This is a genomic window from Mesoplasma photuris ATCC 49581, from assembly GCF_000702725.1.
Taxonomy (GTDB): Bacteria; Bacillota_I; Bacilli_A; order Mycoplasmatales; family Mycoplasmataceae; genus Tullyiplasma; species Tullyiplasma photuris.
On record NZ_JNJI01000002.1, the window covers coordinates 83,107 to 105,834 of the forward strand.

General features: G+C 29.3%; 19 protein-coding genes and 2 tRNA genes. 5 read left to right on the forward strand and 16 right to left on the reverse strand.

The features are described from left to right. The first annotated feature begins 66 nt into the window (after positions 1-66). From T347_RS0100380 to T347_RS0100400, 5 genes are all read left to right on the forward strand, one after another. Positions 67-1,863 carry a PTS transporter subunit EIIC gene (locus tag T347_RS0100380; protein WP_084323916.1) on the forward strand — a complete coding sequence of 599 codons (1,797 nt, stop codon included), beginning with the start codon at positions 67-69 and terminating at the stop codon, positions 1,861-1,863. 106 nt (positions 1,864-1,969) lie between these two features. Beyond that, the gene (locus tag T347_RS0100385; RefSeq protein ID WP_031542130.1) at positions 1,970-2,179 is read left to right on the forward strand and encodes a hypothetical protein; all 210 of its coding nucleotides are present in this window, start codon (positions 1,970-1,972) and stop codon (positions 2,177-2,179) included. Positions 2,180-2,181: 2 nt separating this feature from the next. After that, positions 2,182-2,940 (forward strand): phage minor capsid protein, encoded by a 759-nt coding sequence (locus tag T347_RS0100390; RefSeq protein WP_031542132.1) that lies wholly within the window; start codon positions 2,182-2,184, stop codon positions 2,938-2,940. A gap of 8 nt (positions 2,941-2,948) precedes the next feature. Continuing rightward, a complete protein-coding gene (locus T347_RS0100395; protein ID WP_031542133.1) occupies positions 2,949-3,617 on the forward strand; it encodes a copper homeostasis protein CutC in 669 nt (222 codons plus the stop codon). 82 nt (positions 3,618-3,699) lie between these two features. Further along, positions 3,700-4,485 carry a GNAT family N-acetyltransferase gene (locus tag T347_RS0100400; protein WP_031542135.1) on the forward strand — a complete coding sequence of 262 codons (786 nt, stop codon included), beginning with the start codon at positions 3,700-3,702 and terminating at the stop codon, positions 4,483-4,485. 49 nt (positions 4,486-4,534) lie between these two features. Here the strand turns inward: T347_RS0100400 and T347_RS0100405 are convergent, their stop codons facing one another. The 16 genes from T347_RS0100405 to rplM form a co-directional block, all read right to left on the reverse strand. Next, positions 4,535-4,987, reverse strand: a complete 453-nt coding sequence (locus tag T347_RS0100405) for a Fur family transcriptional regulator (RefSeq protein ID WP_031542137.1) — start codon at positions 4,985-4,987, stop codon at positions 4,535-4,537. 1 nt (position 4,988) lies between these two features. Further along, positions 4,989-5,216 carry an acyl carrier protein gene (locus T347_RS0100410; protein WP_031542138.1) on the reverse strand — a complete coding sequence of 76 codons (228 nt, stop codon included), beginning with the start codon at positions 5,214-5,216 and terminating at the stop codon, positions 4,989-4,991. A 37-nt stretch (positions 5,217-5,253) separates the two neighbouring features. Then, positions 5,254-5,574 carry a hypothetical protein gene (locus T347_RS0100415; protein ID WP_031542140.1) on the reverse strand — a complete coding sequence of 107 codons (321 nt, stop codon included), beginning with the start codon at positions 5,572-5,574 and terminating at the stop codon, positions 5,254-5,256. Next, positions 5,561-6,607, reverse strand: a complete 1,047-nt coding sequence (locus tag T347_RS0100420; protein ID WP_031542141.1) for a hypothetical protein — start codon at positions 6,605-6,607, stop codon at positions 5,561-5,563. Before T347_RS0100420 ends, T347_RS0100415 begins: the two co-directional genes overlap by 14 nt. Positions 6,608-6,664: 57 nt before the next feature. Next, positions 6,665-6,740: transfer RNA gene (locus T347_RS0100425), tRNA-His, on the reverse strand. 112 nt (positions 6,741-6,852) lie between these two features. After that, positions 6,853-8,298, reverse strand: a complete 1,446-nt coding sequence (locus tag T347_RS0100430) for a carbohydrate ABC transporter permease (RefSeq protein WP_031542142.1) — start codon at positions 8,296-8,298, stop codon at positions 6,853-6,855. 9 nt (positions 8,299-8,307) lie between these two features. Beyond that, positions 8,308-9,285, reverse strand: coding sequence for a carbohydrate ABC transporter permease (locus T347_RS0100435; protein WP_031542143.1), 978 nt, complete (start codon positions 9,283-9,285; stop codon positions 8,308-8,310). Next, positions 9,285-11,201, reverse strand: a complete 1,917-nt coding sequence (locus T347_RS03940) for an ATP-binding cassette domain-containing protein (protein ID WP_051635997.1) — start codon at positions 11,199-11,201, stop codon at positions 9,285-9,287. The genes T347_RS0100435 and T347_RS03940 overlap by 1 nt, the downstream gene beginning before the upstream one ends. Before the next feature lies 1 nt (position 11,202). Then, complete coding sequence (locus tag T347_RS0100445; protein WP_031542144.1) at positions 11,203-13,632, reverse strand: lipoprotein; 2,430 nt, start codon at positions 13,630-13,632, stop codon at positions 11,203-11,205. Between the two features lies 1 nt (position 13,633). Continuing rightward, complete coding sequence (locus T347_RS0100450; protein WP_031542145.1) at positions 13,634-14,584, reverse strand: DHH family phosphoesterase; 951 nt, start codon at positions 14,582-14,584, stop codon at positions 13,634-13,636. Between the two features lie 146 nt (positions 14,585-14,730). Next, positions 14,731-16,353: a hypothetical protein gene (locus T347_RS0100455; RefSeq protein WP_031542146.1), complete on the reverse strand. Its 1,623-nt coding sequence runs from the start codon at positions 16,351-16,353 to the stop codon at positions 14,731-14,733. Positions 16,354-16,445: 92 nt separating this feature from the next. Next, the gene (gene leuS, locus T347_RS0100460; protein ID WP_031542147.1) at positions 16,446-18,863 is read right to left on the reverse strand and encodes a leucine--tRNA ligase; all 2,418 of its coding nucleotides are present in this window, start codon (positions 18,861-18,863) and stop codon (positions 16,446-16,448) included. A gap of 148 nt (positions 18,864-19,011) precedes the next feature. Beyond that, positions 19,012-19,088 (reverse strand) — tRNA-Ile (locus tag T347_RS0100465). A 68-nt stretch (positions 19,089-19,156) separates the two neighbouring features. Then, positions 19,157-21,745: an MOLPALP family lipoprotein gene (locus tag T347_RS0100470; RefSeq protein WP_031542148.1), complete on the reverse strand. Its 2,589-nt coding sequence runs from the start codon at positions 21,743-21,745 to the stop codon at positions 19,157-19,159. A 93-nt stretch (positions 21,746-21,838) separates the two neighbouring features. Further along, the gene (gene rpsI, locus T347_RS0100475) at positions 21,839-22,231 is read right to left on the reverse strand and encodes a 30S ribosomal protein S9 (protein WP_031542149.1); all 393 of its coding nucleotides are present in this window, start codon (positions 22,229-22,231) and stop codon (positions 21,839-21,841) included. After that, the gene (gene rplM, locus T347_RS0100480; protein ID WP_031542151.1) at positions 22,231-22,683 is read right to left on the reverse strand and encodes a 50S ribosomal protein L13; all 453 of its coding nucleotides are present in this window, start codon (positions 22,681-22,683) and stop codon (positions 22,231-22,233) included. The genes rpsI and rplM overlap by 1 nt, the downstream gene beginning before the upstream one ends. Positions 22,684-22,728 lie beyond the last annotated feature (45 nt).

A 22,728-nucleotide genomic window follows, 5' to 3' on the forward strand; every position in this document is an offset into this window, starting at 1 on the left:
TTTATTCAAAATTAGAATATTTTTCTCTTAATAGTATAAAATTATAAGTATGAAAGGATAAAAAATATGACAAGTACAGTAAATATTAAAAGTAAATTTGGTTCTATTTTTAAGAAAAAAGAATCAGGTTTAAATACAAAAAAATCTGGACCTAGTGGTTGATCAAACTTCTTAACAAAGTTACAAGAACTTGGTAAAGCATTACAGTTCCCGATTGCCGTTCTTCCATTCGCAGCGATTCTGAACAGATTCGGTGGATTAGGAATTACTTATACAACAGGTGCTGAAGGTGAAATTACTAACCAAGTTGGATACTGAATTTCATTCATTATTCAAAAACCTGGTGCGGTTGTGTTTGATAACTTAGCGTTATTATTCGCATTAGGTACAGCGTTTGGTCTTTCAAAAGATCACCGTGGTGAAGTTACATTAGTAGCAGCCATTTTCTTCTTTGCTTTAATTGCCCTAACATCAGAAGGTGGATTACCACAAATGATTTATGGTAAAGTAATGACATTTGAAACTTATGAAATGGTTGATGGAAATTATGTACCAACTGGTGAAAAACTTTCAGAGTTATTCTATGTTAAAGAATTTGCAGATGATGGTAAAACAGTTATTGGTGGAGCTTACGTTCTTAACATTGGGGTTTTAGGAGGAATTACAGCTGGATGTATGTCAGCATTCCTATACAACAAATATAGTGAAACTAAATTACCAGAAGCATTATCATTCTTCTCAGGTAAAAGATTCGTACCAATGATGGCATTAGTTATTGCAATTCCAATGGCATTTGCTTTTGCAATTATTTGACCATGAATTCAATTAGGATTAATGAAATTCGGTAGTGCGATTGCTGATCCTACAAATCCAGCAGTTGCAATTCCAGGAACTGCAGCTTATGCATTCTTAAACCGTTTATTATTACCATTTGGATTACACCAAATTTTAAACACATTCTTCTGATTCCAATTACCAATTGGTGGAGAATCAATTGCACCAATAACTGGTAATCACGGTGAATTTGAATGAGTTAACGGAGATATCAACGCTTTCGCAGCAGGTATCGAAGGATCAGGATTATTCCAAGGAGGATTCTTCCCAGTAATGATGGGGGGGGTTCCCGCAATTGCTTTAGCTATGATTTTTGCAGCTAAAAAAGAAAACAGAAAACAAGTAGCAGGATTCTTAGGAGGGGTTGCAGCGGTTTCATTTATTTCAGGTATTACTGAACCAATTGAATTCTCATTCGCATTCATCTCACCATTATTATTAATTATTCATGCTACATTGTCTGCAATCTTTGTTGCAATATCAACAGCAATGCAAATTCAAATCGGATTTGGATTCTCAGCAGGATTAATCGATTACGCTGCTTCATTTGCTCAATCATGAGGATTCGCAAATAGTGGTGGATCAATGAACATTTCTGCTAACCCATTATGAACATTAGTATTAACAGCTGGAGCTGCAGGAATTTGATTCCCAACATTCTACTACATCATTAAACTAAAAGATATTCAAACACCTGGACGTGAAAATGATTATGTAGCACCTATTGATGATACTAAAGCTGTAAAAGGTTCAGCTAAATCAGTTAACGCAAGTGCTGATAAGTTTGAAGTAATGGCAGAAAAAATCATTGCCGCAATTGGTGAAGACAACTTCAAAAACATTGACAACTGTACAACAAGATTAAGACTAATCTTAAAAGACAATAAGAAAATTGATGATGGTGCTATTAAAGCAGCCGGAACATTTGGTATTAAACGTCTTGGAGATGAAGGATTACAAATTGTTGTTGGAACAAATGTACCATTTGTTGCTGATCACATGAGAAACAAAGTTAAAATTAAAAAATAACTTTTAATCATTTTAAACATACGCTTAGCGTATGTTTTTCTTTTGTGTTGATATTGTTTAGTTATTGTGATATTTTTTATATAATTAAAATATAAAAGAGGTAAAAATGAAATTAGATTTTGACAAAGAAATAGACTATTTGTTTTTCTTTTGTAAATCATGTTGAAAATATACAAAATTTTTAAGTGATGGGAATATTGATTGAACAAAAACAAATGCTGTTTTTGTTTGTGTTGAATGTAAAAATGAACAAGCTTTTGCTGATTTGAAAGAACTGGAGGAATATTATGATCACTTAAATGATCATAATGATTAATTATGAATAATTTAATATTAAGTAGTTTAGCTCCGGGAGTTGAAGGATGACCATGATGAGCTTTTGTGATTATTATTGTAGTTGCTTTAGTTTTGGTAATGTTTATTCCATGAAAAAAAATATACAATCGAAAAAATCGTAGATATCATCAAGAAATTAAATACAAAGAAAAATTTGTTGAAGATAAAGAAAAAGAAAACACTAAAAGATTATCTAAAGAAGATGTAGTTAAGTCTAAGAAAAAAAAGACAGATAACTTCTTTGATGCGGCATTTGGTAATTACAACACAAATGGATCTAAACAAGCTATTAAAGTAGAAACATTAATCTACGTTCAAGAAGAACCAGATTCATGTGAATTATGTCGTCCTTTTGAAAATACAGTTATTTCATTAGAGCCTTATAGTAAGAATGTAATTACAATGAATGAGGCCATTGGTAAAGGTTATCATCACGCAGGATGTAAACACGTTGATTTAGATTTCATTAATACAGTTACTATATTGCCTAAAAATCAATGAACTGATGAAGAAAAGCAACAAAGATTTGAATTACGTTTAAAACAATATAAATTAGAAAATGAAATTAGATCTATTAAATATGAATTAGATAATTGTGCTGATAAATTAAAACGTGAAGAGTTAAAGAAAAAGCTTAAAAAATACGAAACTAAAATTGAAAAATTTTGTGAAGAAAATAATCTTGAAAGAAATGAAAAACATGAATTACCTTTCATTTCAGATTTAGAAAAATTTAATTAGGAGAAAATATGAAATTAGAAGTTATAGCAGCCGATATTAAAGATATTGAATTAATTAACAAAACAAATGCTGATAGAATTGAATTCTGTGCAGATTTACAAACTGGTGGAGGAGGTTTAACTCCAACTTATGAAGATATTAAAAAAGCTGGAGAAATTTCAAAATTACCAGTTAATGTTATGTTGAGACCAACTGATCGTGATTTTTATTACACTGAAGAAGAATTTCAATTAATGCTTAAAGATTGCGAATATATGGCAACAACAAAGATCAATGCAATCGTTGTAGGAATAATTACACCAGAAGGTGAAATTAATATGGAACGTATGAAAAAAATAATGGAAAAAGCTGGTAACAAAAAAGTTACTTTCCATAAAGCATTTGATGAAGTTAAGGATCTTAAAAAAGCATTAAAAGATTTAGAAAAACTTGGAGTTGATACTGTATTAACTTCTGGTGGTGGAAACATTAATGAAAAAATCGAGGTTTTAAAAGAATTAAAAGGATATACTAATGTTACTATTTTAGCTGGTGGTGGTGTTTCTTTTGAAAACATCAACAAAGTAAAAGATGTTGTTGATCAAGTTCACGTAGGTACTTGTGTTCGTCAAAACAGTAATTGATTTGGTGAAGTTAATGTTGATCAAGTAAATAAAATGAAAGCGCTAGTAAAATAATATTTTGACCACCTTTATAAGAGTGGTCATTTTTTTATTAGAACTTTTTAAGATATACTCAAATTAATAGGAGGGAAAAATCATGAAAAAAAGATTTAAATTCAATAACGATTTTCAAAAGGAGTTAGTTAATAATTTTGCTAAATATTTTTCAAGTCCTTTTGAGGAATATATTGAAAGTAATTTTGATTGGATAAACGATGATATTTTAAAAATTAATAAAATTAATTCGGATTCTTATGTAGTTGTTTCACTTGGTTTAGAAAAAATAAATGTTAATCAAATAAGTAAAATTATCAGTAACCAAAATAATGTATCTTGAATTAATTTTTCAGATAATTCTAACTGTTTAAATCACGAAGTTTTAACTACTAATGGTTTTGAATTTCTTCATTCATATCAGGCGATGATTTTAAAAACGCAAAATTGAAGTCATGAAGATAGTTTAAATAATCAAAGGGTTAAAGTTGTCGAAACAAAATCAGAAACAGATATTTTTAAAAATATCATCAATCAAACTTTTGACTTAGAAACAATTGATTTAGAAAAATACGCGCATATTAATGAATATAATTTAAGAAATAACGTTAATCACGCAATATTAATTAAAGACGATAATGATAATTATGTTGGAACGGGCAATATTTATTTCGATTCTCAATATGCCATCATCGATGATATTTCAGTTTTAGCTTCTGCAAGAGGCAAAGGATATGCTAAGATAATCATGTTTTATTTAATTTCTTATGCCAAAAAGATCGGTAAGGAAAGTGTTTTATTATTTGGTACAGAAGATGGAACTCCAGTTTATGAAAAGATTGGTTTTGATTTAATAGATACTTACATGGAAGTCTTTTACAAAAAATAAATTCATATAAAAAACTAGAATGACTCTAATTGATAGTCATTCTAGTTTTTTATTTACATTTTTCACATAAACCATGTGCTTCGATTTTAAAGTGTTCTAGTTTTACATTATGCATTTCAGCCAAATCAGCAATTTCAGAAAAAATATATTTTTCCAAACAAGCATCTTCGATATGTTTTACATCACCACATTGATCACATTTTAAATGAAATGATTTATCTGTTGCTAATTCATAAGAAATAGTTTTTCCATTAAATGTATTAGCAAACAAAATGTGATTTTCTAAAAGTAAATCTAATGTATTGTAAACACTTGTAATGTTAACACCTTTAAACATTGGCTCAAGTTCTTTAATAATATCTTGAGTAGTTAAGTGGTCATTACTTGTCATAATAATTTTAATAATAGCTCTTCTAATATCTGTAATACGGATATTTTTGTTTTTTAGACGTTCAATTATTTGATTATATTTTTTTTGCTGATTTTTAGTTAAATCTAACATATTATCCTTTTTGTAATTCTTCTACAATTAAAACTAAGTCTTTAATTGTATTAATTTCACTTAATTTTGAATCAGGAACCAAAATATTTAATTTCTCTTCTAAAACAATGATCATATCCATTAAGTCTAATGAATCAATTCCCATATCTGCAAATTTAGATCCGCTATTTAAAGTACCTTTAGCACCCTTGTTTTTTAATTCTTTTATAATTTCTTCATTTATATTCATATTTATCACCAAATAAATTATAGCATATTTATAATTTTTATAAATAGTTAAAACTGTAGACTCAATTATAAGAAATTTGTTTATATTTAAAATTTAATTTGACACTTTTATCTTTTTGAGATTTTATATTTATATATTCTGGTTTAGCTGAAGTATTATTTAAAACTTCATAAATAAATCTGTTGTGATTAATAGTTTCTTTATCAATTGTTGAAATGTATTGACCCACTTCAATTTTTGGTTGTATGATTCCTCCATTAAATATACCAATAATTTTGTACCAATTAAGCACAAACATTGTTACAAATGTTGCAACAACAATTATAGATAAAATTAATTCAATTTTATTTCTCTTCATAAATTGCAAGTTCCTTGATCAAACTTTCTTTTTCATTATTTAAAGCAAGTTTATTATAAAAAGCAGTTGGTAATTTATATTTTTGATTTTTTGAGTATTTATCATTTCTATAATCATGGCTTATAGTCGCAAATTTGGCGTTTTTAACGGGTATATCGATGATTTGTTCATTATTATTAATATCTACACTAATTCTGATAGATTGTTGATTTAAATAAGGATTTAACTGTAATCCTTTAATTTTAGAATTAACAATCTTTTTGTCAACCATCTCTGAGAAGTTATTCACATACATCTCATAGCCTCGAGTGCTTTTTAATAATTCTAAACTAGGATTAACTTTATAAAAATGTCCTGAAGATTCAGCTCCATAAATTTTTATATCGTCAGTTAGTCAATCATAATTAATCAATTTATTTTCTAAATTCGATATTTCATTTTGAACTAAACTATTATTAATAATGTCATCGTTTATTCGTTTGAAGGTTTCTGAGATATATCCCAAATTAGTAACTCGTTGTTCTACATTTAATTGGTTAATATTGTTTATTTTTTGAACTGAATTAATAATTGTTTTTGTATCGAAATCATCATTATAAAATATACTCATTTCCTCAGGATTAATATTTATATTAATTTCTCCTTTAAATTTATGTTTAATTTCATTTAAATCATATGAATAATTATATAAAAACTTTAATTGGTCATTTTTGACTAAATTTTCTGAGATTTCAAAAACGAAAAATTCTTTGTCTTCGATATTTGTTTTGTAAAAATACTCCTTTGATATTTTATTTACTGGTTTAATTGTTTCTAAATTTTTATTTTTGCACAACAACTTTAGATCGAAATTCTTTAGAGATTCTTCTTCATCTCCAAATTCATATTGTTTAGGAAGTTTTAAAGCAAAAAATAATTTATAGTATTTTTTATCCTCATATTTATACTTGTTATTAACATAGACAACTTGAGGAATTAGCAAGTTATTTTCGCTTGTAATATTTTGTTTTATTTTTATTTCATTGTTTATCATATTAGGTATTAGATTAAAAATAAAAAAATAGACCTAAGTCTATTCTAATTTTTAAAATGGGGCGTCGAACGGGAATTGAACCCGCGAATGCTAGAGCCACAACCTAGTGTGTTAACCACTTCACCACCGACGCCATTTATGTTGCTTAACAACATATTAATTATACTTATTTTTGTAATGATTTGTCAAATAAATTTGATAAAGAAAAACAAACATAAAATGTTTGTTTTAAATAATTAGTTATTTTATTCTTTTGCTCCAGAATCTTTTGTAATTCCTTTAACCAAGTATTTTTTAGTTAATAAGAATAATACAAACATCGGAACGATAGCAATAATTGAACCCGCCATTTTCAAGTTTTGAGGGTCTGCTAAATCAGCTTGTTTTCAAATTGAAGTAGGATCTGAACTTGATTCCATGATTTGTCATAATAACATTGGTAATGTCATTCATTCTGAATCTGGTTTTAACACCATTGTTGGTCATAATACAGAGTTTCATGAAGCAATAAATGCCATTAATCCCGCTGTAAAGATAGTTGATCTAATTAAAGGCATAGCAACTTTTCAGAAGAATTTGAATGTTGATACTCCATCAACTTTAGCAGCGGCCTTAATTGATCCATTGACACCATCAAATGCATTCTTGAACATAAAGATCGTGAATGCATTACCAATAAATGGTACGAATAGGGCAAATAATGTATTGGTAATTTGAATTTGTGTTGAGAAGATATATTGACCAATTAATAACGCTTCTCCTGGCAACATCATCGTTGCTAGGATAACTATAATCAATAGTTCTTTTCCCCTTGAATTATAGTGTGATAATCCAAATCCAGCAACTAGTGAAACTGAAATTTGAGTAATTGTTGAAATAACAGCAATCAGGAATGAGTTACCAATATATCTTGTAACATCAATTTTTACATCTGGATTATTGAATAAGAATTCATAAGCGTCTGTTACTCATTCAGTTGGTCAAATTGGTAGTGTACCTTTAATACCATCGCTTATTTCTGCATTTGATCTAAATGATATTGATAACATTCAGTAAAATGGAAATACAACGATCAACACCATGAACATTAAGAATAATGCTCTAACAGCTGTCATAGCAAGAAATTTAGATCTAGTTTCACCAGCCATTGATACAGTGAATATTTTTTTCTTATTTACATAATGGTTATATGTAAAATTAGAAAATCAATAATTGAAGCTTCTAAATTTGAATCCAATTTTATTAAATGTTTGAATTGATAACATATAAAACTTATTATTAGAAGCATCATTCATTTGATCTAAATATTGAATATCCAATGCTTGTTTTGCTTCGAATAATTCATGTTTTAAAGAACCACGTTCATGCTTTGAAAATGATTTTCATATTTTTTTTCTAAAATCACGAGAAGTAGATTTTAAAGATCTTAAATAAGTTTTTCTAATTTCAGAAAAGGAATCATTTTTATCTTTAATTTTAGAAAGAGTAATTGATATTCCTAAACCGATTAAAAGCAATAGTCCAGCTATCAAACCAATGATTCATAAATTTTCATTAAACATGAAAATTAATAATGATGAAAGAATTACTAAGTTAGCACCAACAAGTAATACTAATGCTCATAAAATAGTTCTTCATTTTTTTCCTTCTTTGATAAAAACAGAAGGATTGTTATTTTTATTATTTGACATTTTATCCTCCTATTTATATCTTCTTGATAAGTATTTAGTTGCAATCCTTGAAAGAATTGTTACACCTAAAATAATTGCTAACAGAATTATTGAAGCGGCTCCTGATTTTTGATATGAAACCGCACCAAGACTTGCACCAGTTGTTCTTTCATAAATTCAGAACACAATTGTTTGTGCATTAACTGCTTCAGCTGCAGCTTCAGTTGGGAACAGTCCTAAAGGCATAGCTTTAAATGATAAAATAATTCCCATTGTTGTTAGATAAATAATCATCGGCATGATCTGAGGAATACTTACTCTTCAGAATTGTTTTCATTTTTTCATACCATCAATCGATGCTGCTGCATAATATTGAGGATTAACTCTCATGAATGCCGCTGTTAACATAACAATATTAAATGGTAATGCTCTTCAGATACCAAAGATTAATAATACTCAAATGGCTGTATTAGAGTTTGTCATTCATTGAACTGGATCTAAACCAAGACTAGTTAATAATTGGTTTAATAAACCACCTGGATTTGAATCGAAAATGAATGCAAACGCCATCGCAATCGCCATCGCTGATGTTACATATGGTAAGAAGAATACCCCTTGTAGGAAAGAAAATATTCTTTTATTCAAAACTGTTGATAATGCTTTGGCAACTCCGATTGAAATGATCATACCAACCGGAAGTACAACCGCAACATATAGTAATGAATTTTTTAAAGCAACTTGGAAGGTTGGATCTGCAAGTGTTGCTTGGAATGCTTTTATTGAAAATTCTCAATCAAATAAGAACATTGGAGAACCGTTGAATCCATTTTTAAATACAATAAATGCTGCAAAGAATATGAACATTGCTAAAAAGGCAAATGCTGGTGTTACTCAGATTAATTGTAAGAAAAAGCTATCGTGTTTTTTATTTGTTTTACGAGTTTTCTTTTGTTGGTTTTTTCAACGAATATCAAAACCATTACTTTCTTTAATTTTTACAGCACTCATTATGCTACTCCAATTAATTTTTGATCTTTATCATTTTCAAAAATATAAATTTTTCCATTCATGATGTTTAATCCAACTTTATTATCTTCAAATTCTTTTTTGTAATGTGAAGCATCATAAATTACTCTTACTTCTTGTTTATTATCTAATATAACTTTTAAATAATCTGATCTTCCTAATTTTTCAATAACATCTATTTTTGCACTGATTGGTTGTTTGTTAGAGTGCTTAATTTTAGTTTCAGAACCAGCTAATTCAATGTGTTCGGGTCTAATTCCTAAAGTTACTACTTGGTTTTTAACTAAATCAGTTTTACCAATAACTTCTTTATTTAAGATGATGTTTCCTTTTTCGTCAATTTTTACATTTTCAAAAAAGTTCATTGATGGTGTTCCAATAAAGTTAGCAACAAATCTGTTTGCTGGATTATTATAAACATTCATCGGTGTATCACCTTGTTGTAATTGACCCTTACTCATAATGAAAATTTTATCTGAAATACTCATCGCTTCTTCTTGATCGTGAGTAACGAAGATAGTTGTAATTCCTGTGTCTCTTTGGAATTTTTTAATTCATTCTCTTGTTGATACCCTTAGTTTTGCATCTAAGTTTGATAATGGCTCATCAAGTAAAAGTACTTTTGGTTTTTTAACAATAGCACGGGCAATCGCAACACGCTGTTGTTGACCACCAGATAATTCTGAAGGTTTCTTTTTAAGTTGTGTTGTGATTTCTACTTTTTCAGCAACTTCTCAAACAGCTTTTTTAACTTCACGTTTAAATGATTTAATATTTTTATTAAATTCTGACATTTGACTTGTATATTCAGCTTCAGAAATAGTTTTATCTTTGTACTGAATTGCGTTATCAAGAGTTTGTTCTAAACCTGAATTAACAGATTCTAAGTTGTTAACACTAGCTAAAATGTTATCATTATAAATTTCCATGAAATCACTTCTTCAATTGTTTGCAAATTCTTTTTGGTCTTTAACAATTGCTGCTTTTTCTGAAACAGATAATGGTCAGTTTAATTCTCTACCTTCTGTTTTAGCAAGTTGTTCAGAAACTTTAATTTCTGAAATTAAAGTTTTCTTATGTGTTTTAACCGCTTCAGTAATTCCTTTAAATTTATTTTCATAATCAGCGATTTGGATCATTTTTAATTTTTCAATGATTTGATCAGTTATAAATTTAACAGATTCAGTTACAACATTTTTTTTATCTGCAGTTTTGGCATTTTCATTAACAAATTCTTTAATTCAATTTTTTAAAGTGTTTTCAATAGATTTATACATTTGCACTTTAACATTACTAATGTATGCTCTTGAATCATCGTATCATTGAATATATACTCTTGATCTAAAAGTATTGAATTCTGTTGTTCCATAAATAGCAATAGCAAACTCATTTGATTTTTCTTTTGATAATCTTAAAAATTTTGTTGAATGTGTTTCAAATAGTTTTTCTTGTTTTGAAATATATTTTGTAATGATTTTTTCTAATTCATTTTTTAAGAATTCAACTTGTTTAGATCTTTTGCTTTGTTTTAAACTTTCAATATCCATTTTAATTAATTTATTGTTTAATTTGATTTCATTTTTAAATGAATTATTTTGATGTAATGGGAAAGCAATATTTTGGAATACTGATAAATGTGGATACAATGCATAATTTTGGAAAACTAAACCAATATTTCTCTTTTGAGGTGATTTTTTAGTTACATCCAATCCATCAAATAGAATTTGCCCTTGACTAATTTGTAATAAACCAGCAACTGCATTTAAAGTCGTTGATTTACCACATCCTGATGGTCCTAAAAGAGAAACAAGTTCTCCTTTTTGAATTTCAAATGTTAATTTTTCAACAGCAATAGAGTTACCATAATCAACTAACATGTTTCTAATTTTTACGCTCATATTATTTTCTTCCTCTCTTATTTAAAATAATTGCTTTTACATGATCTGATTCATATGTTAAGTTTGATGCTAGGTTAGTTTCTTCAACCATTGCTTCAATTGTTGTTTTCATTTCATCACCGAAAAAGTTTGTAGCATTTAAGGCTTGAGATTTACGTATTTCTGGATTAACAATTGTTTCACCATTTTCAATTGTGAAACCAATGTTTGCATTTTCTTTCAATCCATAACGCATTTTAATGAATTGATCAACAACTTTAAAACGCATTCCATTTCCATATGGACTTGGTCCTTGTGAATACATAATTCCTTGATCTTGTCTAATAGCTTCTTCTTGAGTAAGTGATTCATCTTTTGCTGGTTCTTGAACTATTTTTTCACCATCAAAAATATTTTGCAAGACTTGTTTCATAAATGGTGCCGCACTTACCGTTGGTTTTTGAACATAACCAACGATTTCATCTCCATCTTTAATTTCGTTAACTATTGGAACTTCATTTAATTTTGCAAAGTAATCATCTGATTTAGCAATTTCTTTTGCTGTTTGATTTCTAGATTCATAAGCATTGTAATGTGATGGTATATAACCACCCTTAATTGAATAATCAGTTAAATTTTTATTATTCATAAAGTAATTTAAGAATGCGATTGAAATTTCATTTTTCTCTTTGTTATCAGATTTAAACATTCCCATTCCTGGACCTTGTTGAATTCCATATTGTCTTCTAACTGTATACTCAGGAGCAATTTCTTTACCTGTTTCAGGATCTATTTCTCTATAGAAAGTAGGTGGTGCTATAGGCATTACATCTTTAGCATTAACAGCTCCCGGTTTAATGATTTTACCTGGTATTTCTGTTGCAAAATCAGTCTTATCTTTATTGTAATATGTATCTTTTACAACATATTGAGCACCAGCTGTTGACCCATTAGATACAAGCATTGTTCCATCTACAAAGAAGTCAGATGAATAAGCTTTATCAAATCCTGATCCAAATAATCCACCATAGTGTTTTTCCTCATCTGGGAATGGTGCTAATAAGTTCATATACTCATAGAATTTTAGTCCATTATTTAAAGATTTTAATGACCCTTCATTTTGATCGTTAATTTCAAAATCAAATGAACCATTGTAGTTATCTTCTTCAGTTCCAGGTTTTCATGTGAAAATATTTTTTGCAATTTCAGAGTTTTTATTTTCTAATTCTTTACCCTGAGTATTTCTATATGACGAATAAATTCATCCACCCGTATCATCGATTCCGTATGAGAAATATTGACCATATGTATTTCCAGATTCAGGATCTGAAGGATCAATGTCTGCTGCTTTTAAAATATTTTTATAAGCTGTTAACAAAGTTAGTACTTTATCTGCATCAGCCATGAAATATTGAATTTCTTTAACTTGCGCTTTGATATCACCAGCATTAATAATTTCTGAACCTCATTTAGTCATTAATTCGTTAATGTCTTTACCAGCATAAATATTAATTGGTTGTGAGTTATCGCCATTCAAATCTTCAAATGATTTAACTGTTCCCATATCTCAATCTTGAATTTTTGTTTTATCATGACCGGTTTCAAAAATATCTGATTTTTCAGGACTAACAACTCGTTTAAGTGCATCATCTCAAATATTTCAAATTCCGTCAGCGTTTTCTTGTGATTTAGTTTCATTATCTTCAATTCCAAGTGCAGCTTCTAAATCAATCTCTCCACCTGTAGCAACTCAAAACACTTCGGCTAGTAATTTTTTGTTTAATGTACCACTAAACATAGATTTACCAATTGGCGCTGAATAAAGTTTATTATTAGCAGCCATTCCTTCACCGATAAATGAATAAGTTAATGGTTTGTACTGTTCTTGCTCATTATCAATTCCAAATTTATCATAAATTGATGAAACACCAGTGATATTTTCACTAACACCTGTTTTTCACATATCGTGTTCTTGCTTATTAGCATTATCACTATTATGTGCATAAGCTTCTAATGTTGATTGTTCTAAATCAGTTAGGGTAGGACCTGTTCCGGTTTTTTCTAATCATTTAGTATCTCAATCAATAACTTCTCTCATATCAACAACTTTACCTTTATCAGGAAATTGAGTTTCGTACATTGTTGTACTGTCCGGATATGACATATATAAGTTTGGTAGTGCTTCATTGGCAAACATTTTTTTAACAATACCACCTTTTGGTGCAGATTCAACTTCAACTCGGATGTTTGTTTGTCCACCAGCTTCTAATAATTTATTGAAATCATCAGCAATTGTTTTAATTTGAGCAACAGCTGGTTTAGTTGAAGCTAAAACATCTTGATCAATTTCAATAATAACATTTTTAGGTTCACGAGGAGCACAAGCAACAACGCTGGCTGTAGTTGTTGTTATCATTGTAACTGCTGCTAATACAGATAAAAGTTTTTTCATATTAGTTCCCCTTGTTCTCTTTCATTAATTGGTTTGCATCTTCAACAATTTGTAATGCTTGATCGAGATTATCAACGATTGCTCCTGCAGCTAATGCGTGGCCTCCTCCGCCTCATTTAACTGCAATTTGATTAATTTGAATATTGTTTGCTCTAAATTCAACTCGATAACGTCCATCTTCTCTAATAGCAAAGGTTAATCAAATGTGAATTCCTTTAATGCCTTTTAAAAGATTTGAATATTTTCCATTTTCATCATATCTTAAGTTATATTTTTTAACCATTTCATCAGTTAAAACAATATAACCAACTCCATATTCAGTAATTTTAGCATTACTAATTAATTCTGATTCTAGTTCTAGATCAGTAAATGTTCTTTCATACATTGTGTGGTAAAGTTCTTCGAAATCAAATCCTGTTGCAAATAAAGTTGCGGCAACCTCAAATGTTCTTGAAGTAGTTCCTCTAAACATAAAACGCCCCGAATCAGTAACAATACCGTGATAAATTACTCTGGCAGCTTCTTTAGATATTTCTCAATCTAATTCTTTGGCCATAAAACCTACCATCTCACTTGCACTTGTAAATGAAGTATCTACTCAAGAGATATCTCCAAATGGTGTTGCATCTGGATGGTGATCTATTTTAATAATTTTAGATGCTAAAGAAAAACGTTGATCGTCAATTCTTTCTACATTTCCACAATCTGTTACGATTACTAAGGCGTTTTTATATAATTCGTCTGCTATTGGTTTATCCATTAAACCAATGAATTTAAGGTAATTTATATCCTCTCCTTGGACATAAACTTCTTTGTTTGGGTAATTTGAAGTAATTAAATACTTTAACCCTAATTGTGAGCCATAAGCATCACCATCAGGGATAACGTGTCGATGAATTATAATCCTTTCAAATTTTTCAATCTGGTCTCTAATTAGAGCGGGTTTATTCATATATATTCTTTCCTTCTACCTAAAAAGGGTTTTATATTATTTATATTATATATTTTTTGAAACTCAAAAATGTTTATTTTTTTAAAAAAACAAATTTTACAAAAGAAAAAGTTGCCTAAGCAACTTTTAAAATTTAATGATTTTTATTATTCAGCACTTTTTTTAGCAGCAGCTTTTTTAGCAGCAGCTTCTTTACCTTGTTGAGCTAATTCAGCTTGTAAAGCTAATTTTTGCTTAGTTGAAGGTAACACAATGTTGTTTAACAAGAACCCTGAGATTGATAAGTAGATTCAGAAACCAACTAATACAGCTGTATTTGCAACTGCTAGTGAGTTTTTAAGATCTAAATGTTGATCACCTAAGAATAAACCTGTGAAGTTTGCAGTTGTTGCGATTGTTCAAGCCACTAATGGTAAAACAATTCCATCAACTAATAATTTTTTAGTCATTCCATAAGGAGATCTATTTGCATCTACTAAAGTTGCGATAACATAAACAACTAATGAAGTAGATAACACTAAGTATGATAAAGCTGAGAATCATACTCAAATTTGGTTGATTGATCCCATTTCTACCATGTTTGGTGCTTTTGACATACCAACCATACCAGCAGAAATTGTGATTGCAGTTAAGATTACTAATAGGTAGTAAACTGTTGCAACTTTAATAATTTCTTTTTTAATGTTTTTGTAGTCAGCTTTTGTTAATGTAAATGTTGCGTGTAAAGCTATTGCTGAACCGAATCAAATTAACATTGTAGTTAATGATGTAACTAGAGTTTTAATATCTCCTTGTAAATCAGTTGTTCCTAAAACTGGTCCTAAAATAGTTCCAACAATAATTGCAGGAATAATTGCTACAACTAAGAACATCATGAATCTATTCATTTCTAAGCTAAATAATTTTCAAGCTAAGTGTGATTTAGTTTCATTTTTTGTATCAATTGCTTTAAAGTAAGCGATTGAGTATTTTGATCCAGTTGAAGTATATTCATATCCTCTTTTTAAGTCAAAGAACATTTCATCAGATCTTCCAACGATTGCTGCTCTTCTTTCTTTTTCATACATTTCTGTAATTGAGTCAATGATTACTTGACAAGGTTTAGCGAATAATGATAAATCAGATTCTTTAATAACCCCTTCTCCAATTTCGTCGATCATGTTATCTAAGAATTTAGGTTTGAATGCTAATCCTCCGTATGTAGAGTATTGAGCTTTAATGTCTTCAAAGTTCCCTGATTCTAATTTTACTTTCATATCTGTTGTTCAAGTAATTGCTTTTTGGTAGTTGTATAAAACGTTTGTTCTACGAGCTTTAAGGTAGTTTTTAATTCCCATAAATGTACCAAAGAAAATTTCTTTAACCAATGGTATGAACATTGCAAATACCCCCCCAACTAAAATCATTTTAAATGGATCTAAAATTGATTTAGCTAATGAGTTATGTGCAAAAATACCTTTAACAGTAAAGTTAGCGTTTTCTGCTAAAGCTGTTCTAACAGAATCTATTTCAGAAGCATTCATGTTTAGACCAAATAATGCATTTATTTCTAAAATAAACTTACCTCAGTTAGCACTTGAAGTATTAATTGCAACACCGATATTAGATTCCAGTAATCCACCTGATTCTAATCCAGGTTTAACAGCGCCTTCAAGACCACCAAGATAAGTGATGTTGAAAATTGATGCTCCATCAATTCATGCTGAATAACCGAAGTAGATTACTGAAACAACTAATAAAAGTATTACTAATTTTGTAGTTTTTCTCATGTTTTTGTATTCCTTTCTTTAACATAAATTATTATATCAAAATATTAAAAAAATAAATAAAAAAAGCACAAATGTGCTTTTTGTGATTACTTTTATTTGATAACTATATTAACAATCTTATCTGGAACAACAATTTCTTTAATAATTTGTGCATTTTCTAAGAATTTTGCAACATTTTCATCTGCTTTAGCCAGTGTTAATAATTCTTCTTTTGATAGGCCTTTAACAACTTCAGCAGTTCCACGTAATTTACCATTAACTTGGAATGCGATTGTTACTGTAGATTTAACTAATTTAGTTTCATCAAAAGTTGGTCATTTAGTTTGAGTAACACTTCCAACATTACCTAAAATCGCTCATAATTCTTCAGCAATATGCGGAGCAAATACTGATAACATTTTTACAAAACCTTCAATGTATGGTTTGTAAACTGTTCCAGACTCTTCTTTATAAACGGCATTTACAAACATCATCAATTGTGAAATTGCCGTGTTGAATTTTAAATCATTAATCATTGATGTTGTTTTTTTAACAACATCATTATAAATAAAGTCTAAATTACCATTGTTTGATTCTGAGAATTTTACTTTATTAATCATTCTAAATGAACGATCAATTCATTTAAGTGCAGCATCTAATCCATCATAACTTCAAGGTAATGAAGCATCTAATGGACCCATAAACATTTCATATAACCTTAAAGTATCAGCACCATGTGATGATATAACATCATCTGGATTAATTACATTACCTCAAGATTTAGACATTTTACGACCATCTGGTCCTAGAATCATTCCTTGATTAAATAAATTTTTAAATGGTTCTGGATTTGGAACAATTCCTAAATCATATAAAACGTGTGTTCAGAATCTAGAATATAATAAGTGTCCAACAGCATGTTCTTGACCACCAACATATAAATCAACTGGCATTCATTTTTCAAATCTTGCTTTAGCTTCTTCTGAAGTGATATCAATTAATTGATTTGGCTTATCAGTTAATACATAAGCTAAGAAATATCAACTTGATCCAGCTGATTGAGGCATAGTATTTGTTTCTCTTCTAGCTGGTGCTCCATTATGTGTTGTATTAACTCATGAATCTACATTTGCTAATGGAGATTCACCAGTCCCTGATGGTTTAATATATTCACCACTTGGTAATGTAATCGGTAGTGAGTCGTCTTCAACTAAAGCGATATTTCCGTCTTGGGTAAAGACAACAGGAAATGGTTCACCATAAAATCTTTGACGTGAGAATAATCAATCTCTTAATTTATAATTAACTTTTTTATCACCAAGATTTTTTTCCAATAATCATTGAGTTATTTTAGCGATTGCCGCAACTCGATCTAAACCATCTAAGAAATCAGAGTTAATGTGAACTCCTTCTCCAACAAAAGATTTACCTTCTTCTTTTGGTTGAATTACATAAGTGATTGGTAGATTAAATTTTTTAGCAAAATCTCAATCTCTAGTATCGTGCGCAGGAACTGCCATCACCGCACCACTTCCATAATCATTTAATACATAATCAGCTATTCAAATTTCAATTTTTTGATTGTTTACTGGATTAATTGCATAAGCACCAGTAAATACTCCAGTTTTTGGTTTAGATTCATCTTTACGATCAATCTCTGATTTTTGAGATGTTAATTCTAAATATTCATTAACCTTATCTAAATTGTTTTTAGTTGTGATTTGTTTAACTAAATTGTGTTCTGGGGCAAGCACGATATAACTTACACCAAAAATAGTGTCTGCTCTTGTTGTGAATACTGGAATTTCTATACCATCAGTTGTAGAAAATTTAATTTCTACACCTTCAGATTTACCAATTCAGTTTTTTTGTAAATCTTTAATTGATTGGTTTCATTCTAAAGTTTCTAAACCAGCTAAAAGTTTTTCAGCGTATTGTGTAATTTTCAAAACTCATTGACGCATATTACGTTTAGTTACTGGATATTCTCCACGTTCACTAACCATTTTTCCATCAACATTAATAATTTCATCATTTGCCAATACTGTTCCTAGTTCTTGACATCAGTTAACTTCAACATCACGTAATTCGGCTAAGTTTTGTTTGTATAATTGTTTAAAGATTCATTGAGTTACTTTATAAAAAGATGGATCGGCTGTATTAACTTCTTTATCATAGTCATAACTAAATCCTAAAGCTTGTAATTGTCTTCTAAAAGTATCAATGTTTTGTAAAGTAAATTCACGAGGATCATTTCCAGTTTTTAAAGCGTATTGTTCTGCAGGTAAACCGAATGCATCTCATCCAATTGGGTGAAGCACATCATAACCTTGCATTCTTCTAAAACGAGCAAAAACATCGGTTGCTGTATAACCTTTAACGTGTCCAACATGTAATCCTGCTCCTGATGGATATGGAAACATATCTAATACATAAGCTTTTTTATCACTTGCATTAGTTGTTTTGTATGTTTCGTTTTCTTTTCAATATTTTTGTCATTTTTTTTCAATCGCTTTATGTGAAAAATCCATTGTTATATCTCCTTTTACTCAATAATAATATTTTACCTTTTTGTAGACAAATAAAAAGAAAAAACGAGTAAAACTCGCTTTGTTAATTGTAATATTTATTAATATAAATTAAAAACAACACCTAAGTGTTGTTTTTCTGGTTTTTAAATGGTCGGAATAATTGGACTTGAACCAACGACCTCTCCGTTATCAGCGGAGTGCTCTAACCAGCTGAGCTATATTCCGAATAACATAAAGATTTTAAATCTTTTGAGGTTTAAAATCAATAGTTAATTCGTGTTTTTTATTTTTTATTACTCAGCTGTTTGTATTGTTTTATTAATTGCAGTGAATTTAAAAGTATCTATTTTTGAATTACGTTCACTTGTGAAATTATAAATATAAGTTTTTTGTTCAATTGGATTATAGTATCTAACTTCCATTAAACTTTTTACAATTGCGCCTTCATTATCTAAAACTGGTTGTTTGTGTGAAAATACAAAGTCATTTGCATTATTTTTTTCATTAATGAAATCTGAATAATCTTTTGAATCATTTACAGAGTTATATATTCCACTTATTATTCTTGTAATGTCTCCAATGATATCTTTTTCACCAGGAGCATAAACAAAATTAATGAATTTATCCATGAATGAATCAGGTCTTATTGTTCAAACAGGATCTGTTTTTGCAATTCCAATATAATCAAGGATATCTTCTGAGTTAAAGATTCTATAAAGTTCATTTTCATACATATCGGTTGCACTATTTAGTTCACTATGTAATAAATCAGTTAATATTCCTGATACAAGTGTATTAGAAAGCATTAAATTTGATTCGCTTAATTTTAAAGCGGGATTTATTTTTAATTGATCTTTTAAAAGTTGGAAATTTTGAGTAATACTTTTATCTAAGAAAAAGTTTAAGAATTCTGAGTCAAAACCAGGCATTATTAATTTAATTAAGTCATTAATACTAATATTGAATATTGATTTTAAGTTCAAGGGCTTGTCTTCAAAGAAATCTACTATATTTTTAGGTAAAACCCCTTTTAACAAATCATAAATTTTAATACCTAAAGGTATTCCTGCTGGATTCATTTTGATTTCTTTAAAGTCTTTTGAATATAACATTGTGAATAGATTTTTAGAATCTGGTATTCATGTATCTAAATTAGCAACAATGTTTTCATTTAATGGTGTCAAAATATTAACGATATCATTTAATATTTTTTTAATATTATCTATTCCTGGAATTGGCAACATAGAAACTATAGGTCCGGAAAGATTTTCAGAAATTTGTTTTATAATATTAGTCAAATGTCCTAACGTAGGAGAATAACCTTGTAAAGAAGAATCATCTACTAAAATTTTTGAAAGATTACCTAAAAGCAAATCTATAAGCAACGATAAGGCTCCTTCATTAGGTCCTATTATTAGAGATTGAATTATTCCAACGGGTATTTCACTTGGGATCACTCCACTTTCGGATAATACAGGAAGCAATTCTTCAATAACCCCTATCAAAATTGGTGATAGCTGAGTTTTCTTAGTTTCAACTTGCGGTTCATTAACTAAAGTAATAATAAATGCTGCAGTAATTTTAATATCTTTTTTAACTGTAGGACCAGCTGTCATTAATGCCAATAATTGTTGTAGTGGTAATCCCTTTTCACTTTCATCGGTTGATGAACTACCTAGGAAATAAGTTAATTCAGATAATAAATAAGCAAAGTCTACTCCATCAAATTTTGAAATATCAAATCCATCACTTAATATTTTCTTATTAGTTATTTCTCATATAGTATCACTATTAGTTTTACCTTCTTCGTTTTTGAATAAACGAGAATTGTTAGCCTCTGATCCATTATCGAATAGCAGTTTGCCATTTGATGCTTCATTAATTTTATAATCATCCATTGTTGATAAAAATAATTGTAATAGTGCTAAAGATTTTACAAGTGATTTAATTCCATCAAGAATACCATTTAGTGATACTTCACCTTTTTCGGCAGTAAATACATTAACTATTTTTTTACCAAGTTTTATCAGAGATTTTTCATTAATAGGACCACTTAGTAAGTTTGAATGAAAATCTATTGGTTCACTTGGTGCAACACCCATAAAGCTACCAATACCACTAATTAAATGATCTAAAAACATTGGCATTAAGTTAGCGTATGTTGTTTTGTCAGTAACTAAATCTTTAATACTAAAAGTTTGAATAAAGTCAATTGCTTGTTTTTCAAGATTTGGATTAGTAATCATTAAGTTAATAGCTCCAACAACAATACCACCTAAGCCACCAGGGATTAGATCAGAAATTAAACCAGATAAACTAAGTTTAGTAGAACTTCCTAAAAAGGTTTGTAAAATAGTGGGTAGACTTCCTAAAATTTCACCATCAACAATTGGTAGGATCATCATAATCGCATCAATCGCTTCTTCAAGTTGTTGTTTATTCATACCAAGTAAACCATCTTGTGGAAGAATTGAACCAATTAAAGTATGATCATCACCTTTAGTACCACTTAAGTTTAAGTCAGTTTGAGGTAAAGCTGAAAAAGGATCATTTCCAAAATATCGATTTTGAACATCACCAATTGTAGCGTCTTCTCCCAATTCACGATCATCGGCGTCTAGTGTTTCATCAAAAGCAGCGTATTGTTTTTTAGCACCTAAACCATTTAATTGAGAATTAATTGCATCTTTAGATAAATTATACTGATCAGCTAAAATCAACTCTTTAGCTAACATTGCTGATGAACCATTGATATTAGATTCAGAATTATTAAATTGTTGACCATCAATATTATTATTTGTATTTTGACCACAAGCCACCACAGTTGCTGCTGATGAAGCTGTTAAAGTAATTGCGCCCATAATTGCTATTAATCTTTTCATGGTTACCTCCATTTAATTTATATTATTATACTTTATAAATTCAAAGAATGTAAATAAAAAACCAATCTCAAAGATTGGTTTTTAAAGTTTTTACTAACGTTTTGAGAATTGAGGTGCTCTACGTGCTCCACGTAATCCGTATTTTTTACGTTCTTTAATACGTGCATCACGAGTTAATAGACCCGCTGCTCTTAAAGTTTTTCTGTAGTCTTCACTTGCTACTAATAAAGCTCTAGCAATCCCTAAACGAGTTGCTCCAGCTTGACCAGTGAATCCTCCACCTTTAACAGTAACTGTGATATCAAAATCTGATTTTGTACCAGTAGCTACTAAAGCTTGTTCTAATTCTTGAACTAATGTTGCATATGGGAAGAATTCTAATGCAGGTTCACCGTTAACAATAATGTTTCCAGTACCAGGAGTTAGAATTACTTGAGCTGTAGAAGTTTTTCTTCTTCCAGTTCCTCTATAAATAACTTTTTCCATTATTTAACTCCTTTTCTTGTATTAATTTCTAATACAGTTGGTTTTTGCGCTGCATATGGGTGTTCTGATCCCACAAAAACGTGTAAAGCTCTAAATTGGTTAGCTCCTTGAACGTTTTTAGGTAACATTAACTTGATTGCTCTTTCAAGAATTTTTCTTGCGTCTAATTCTCTTTGAGTATCTACAGTTCTTCTTCTCAATCCACCTGGGTGCATTGAGTGGTGGTAGTAAGTTTTATCTGATTCTTTTTTACCAGTAAATTTTACTTTCTCCGCGTTAATAATAATAACGTGATCTCCGTTATTAATGTGAGGTGTAAATGAAGGTTTATTTTTCCCTCTTAATACAGTAGCTACTTGAGTAGCTAATCTCCCCACTGTTTGATCTGCTGCATCAACGATATATCAATCTTTTTTGATGTCTTTTGCAGAAATAAGTGTTGTTTGGTTCATGTGCTTGTTTCTCCTTATGACCTGTCCGGGGTTAAAGTGTAGTAA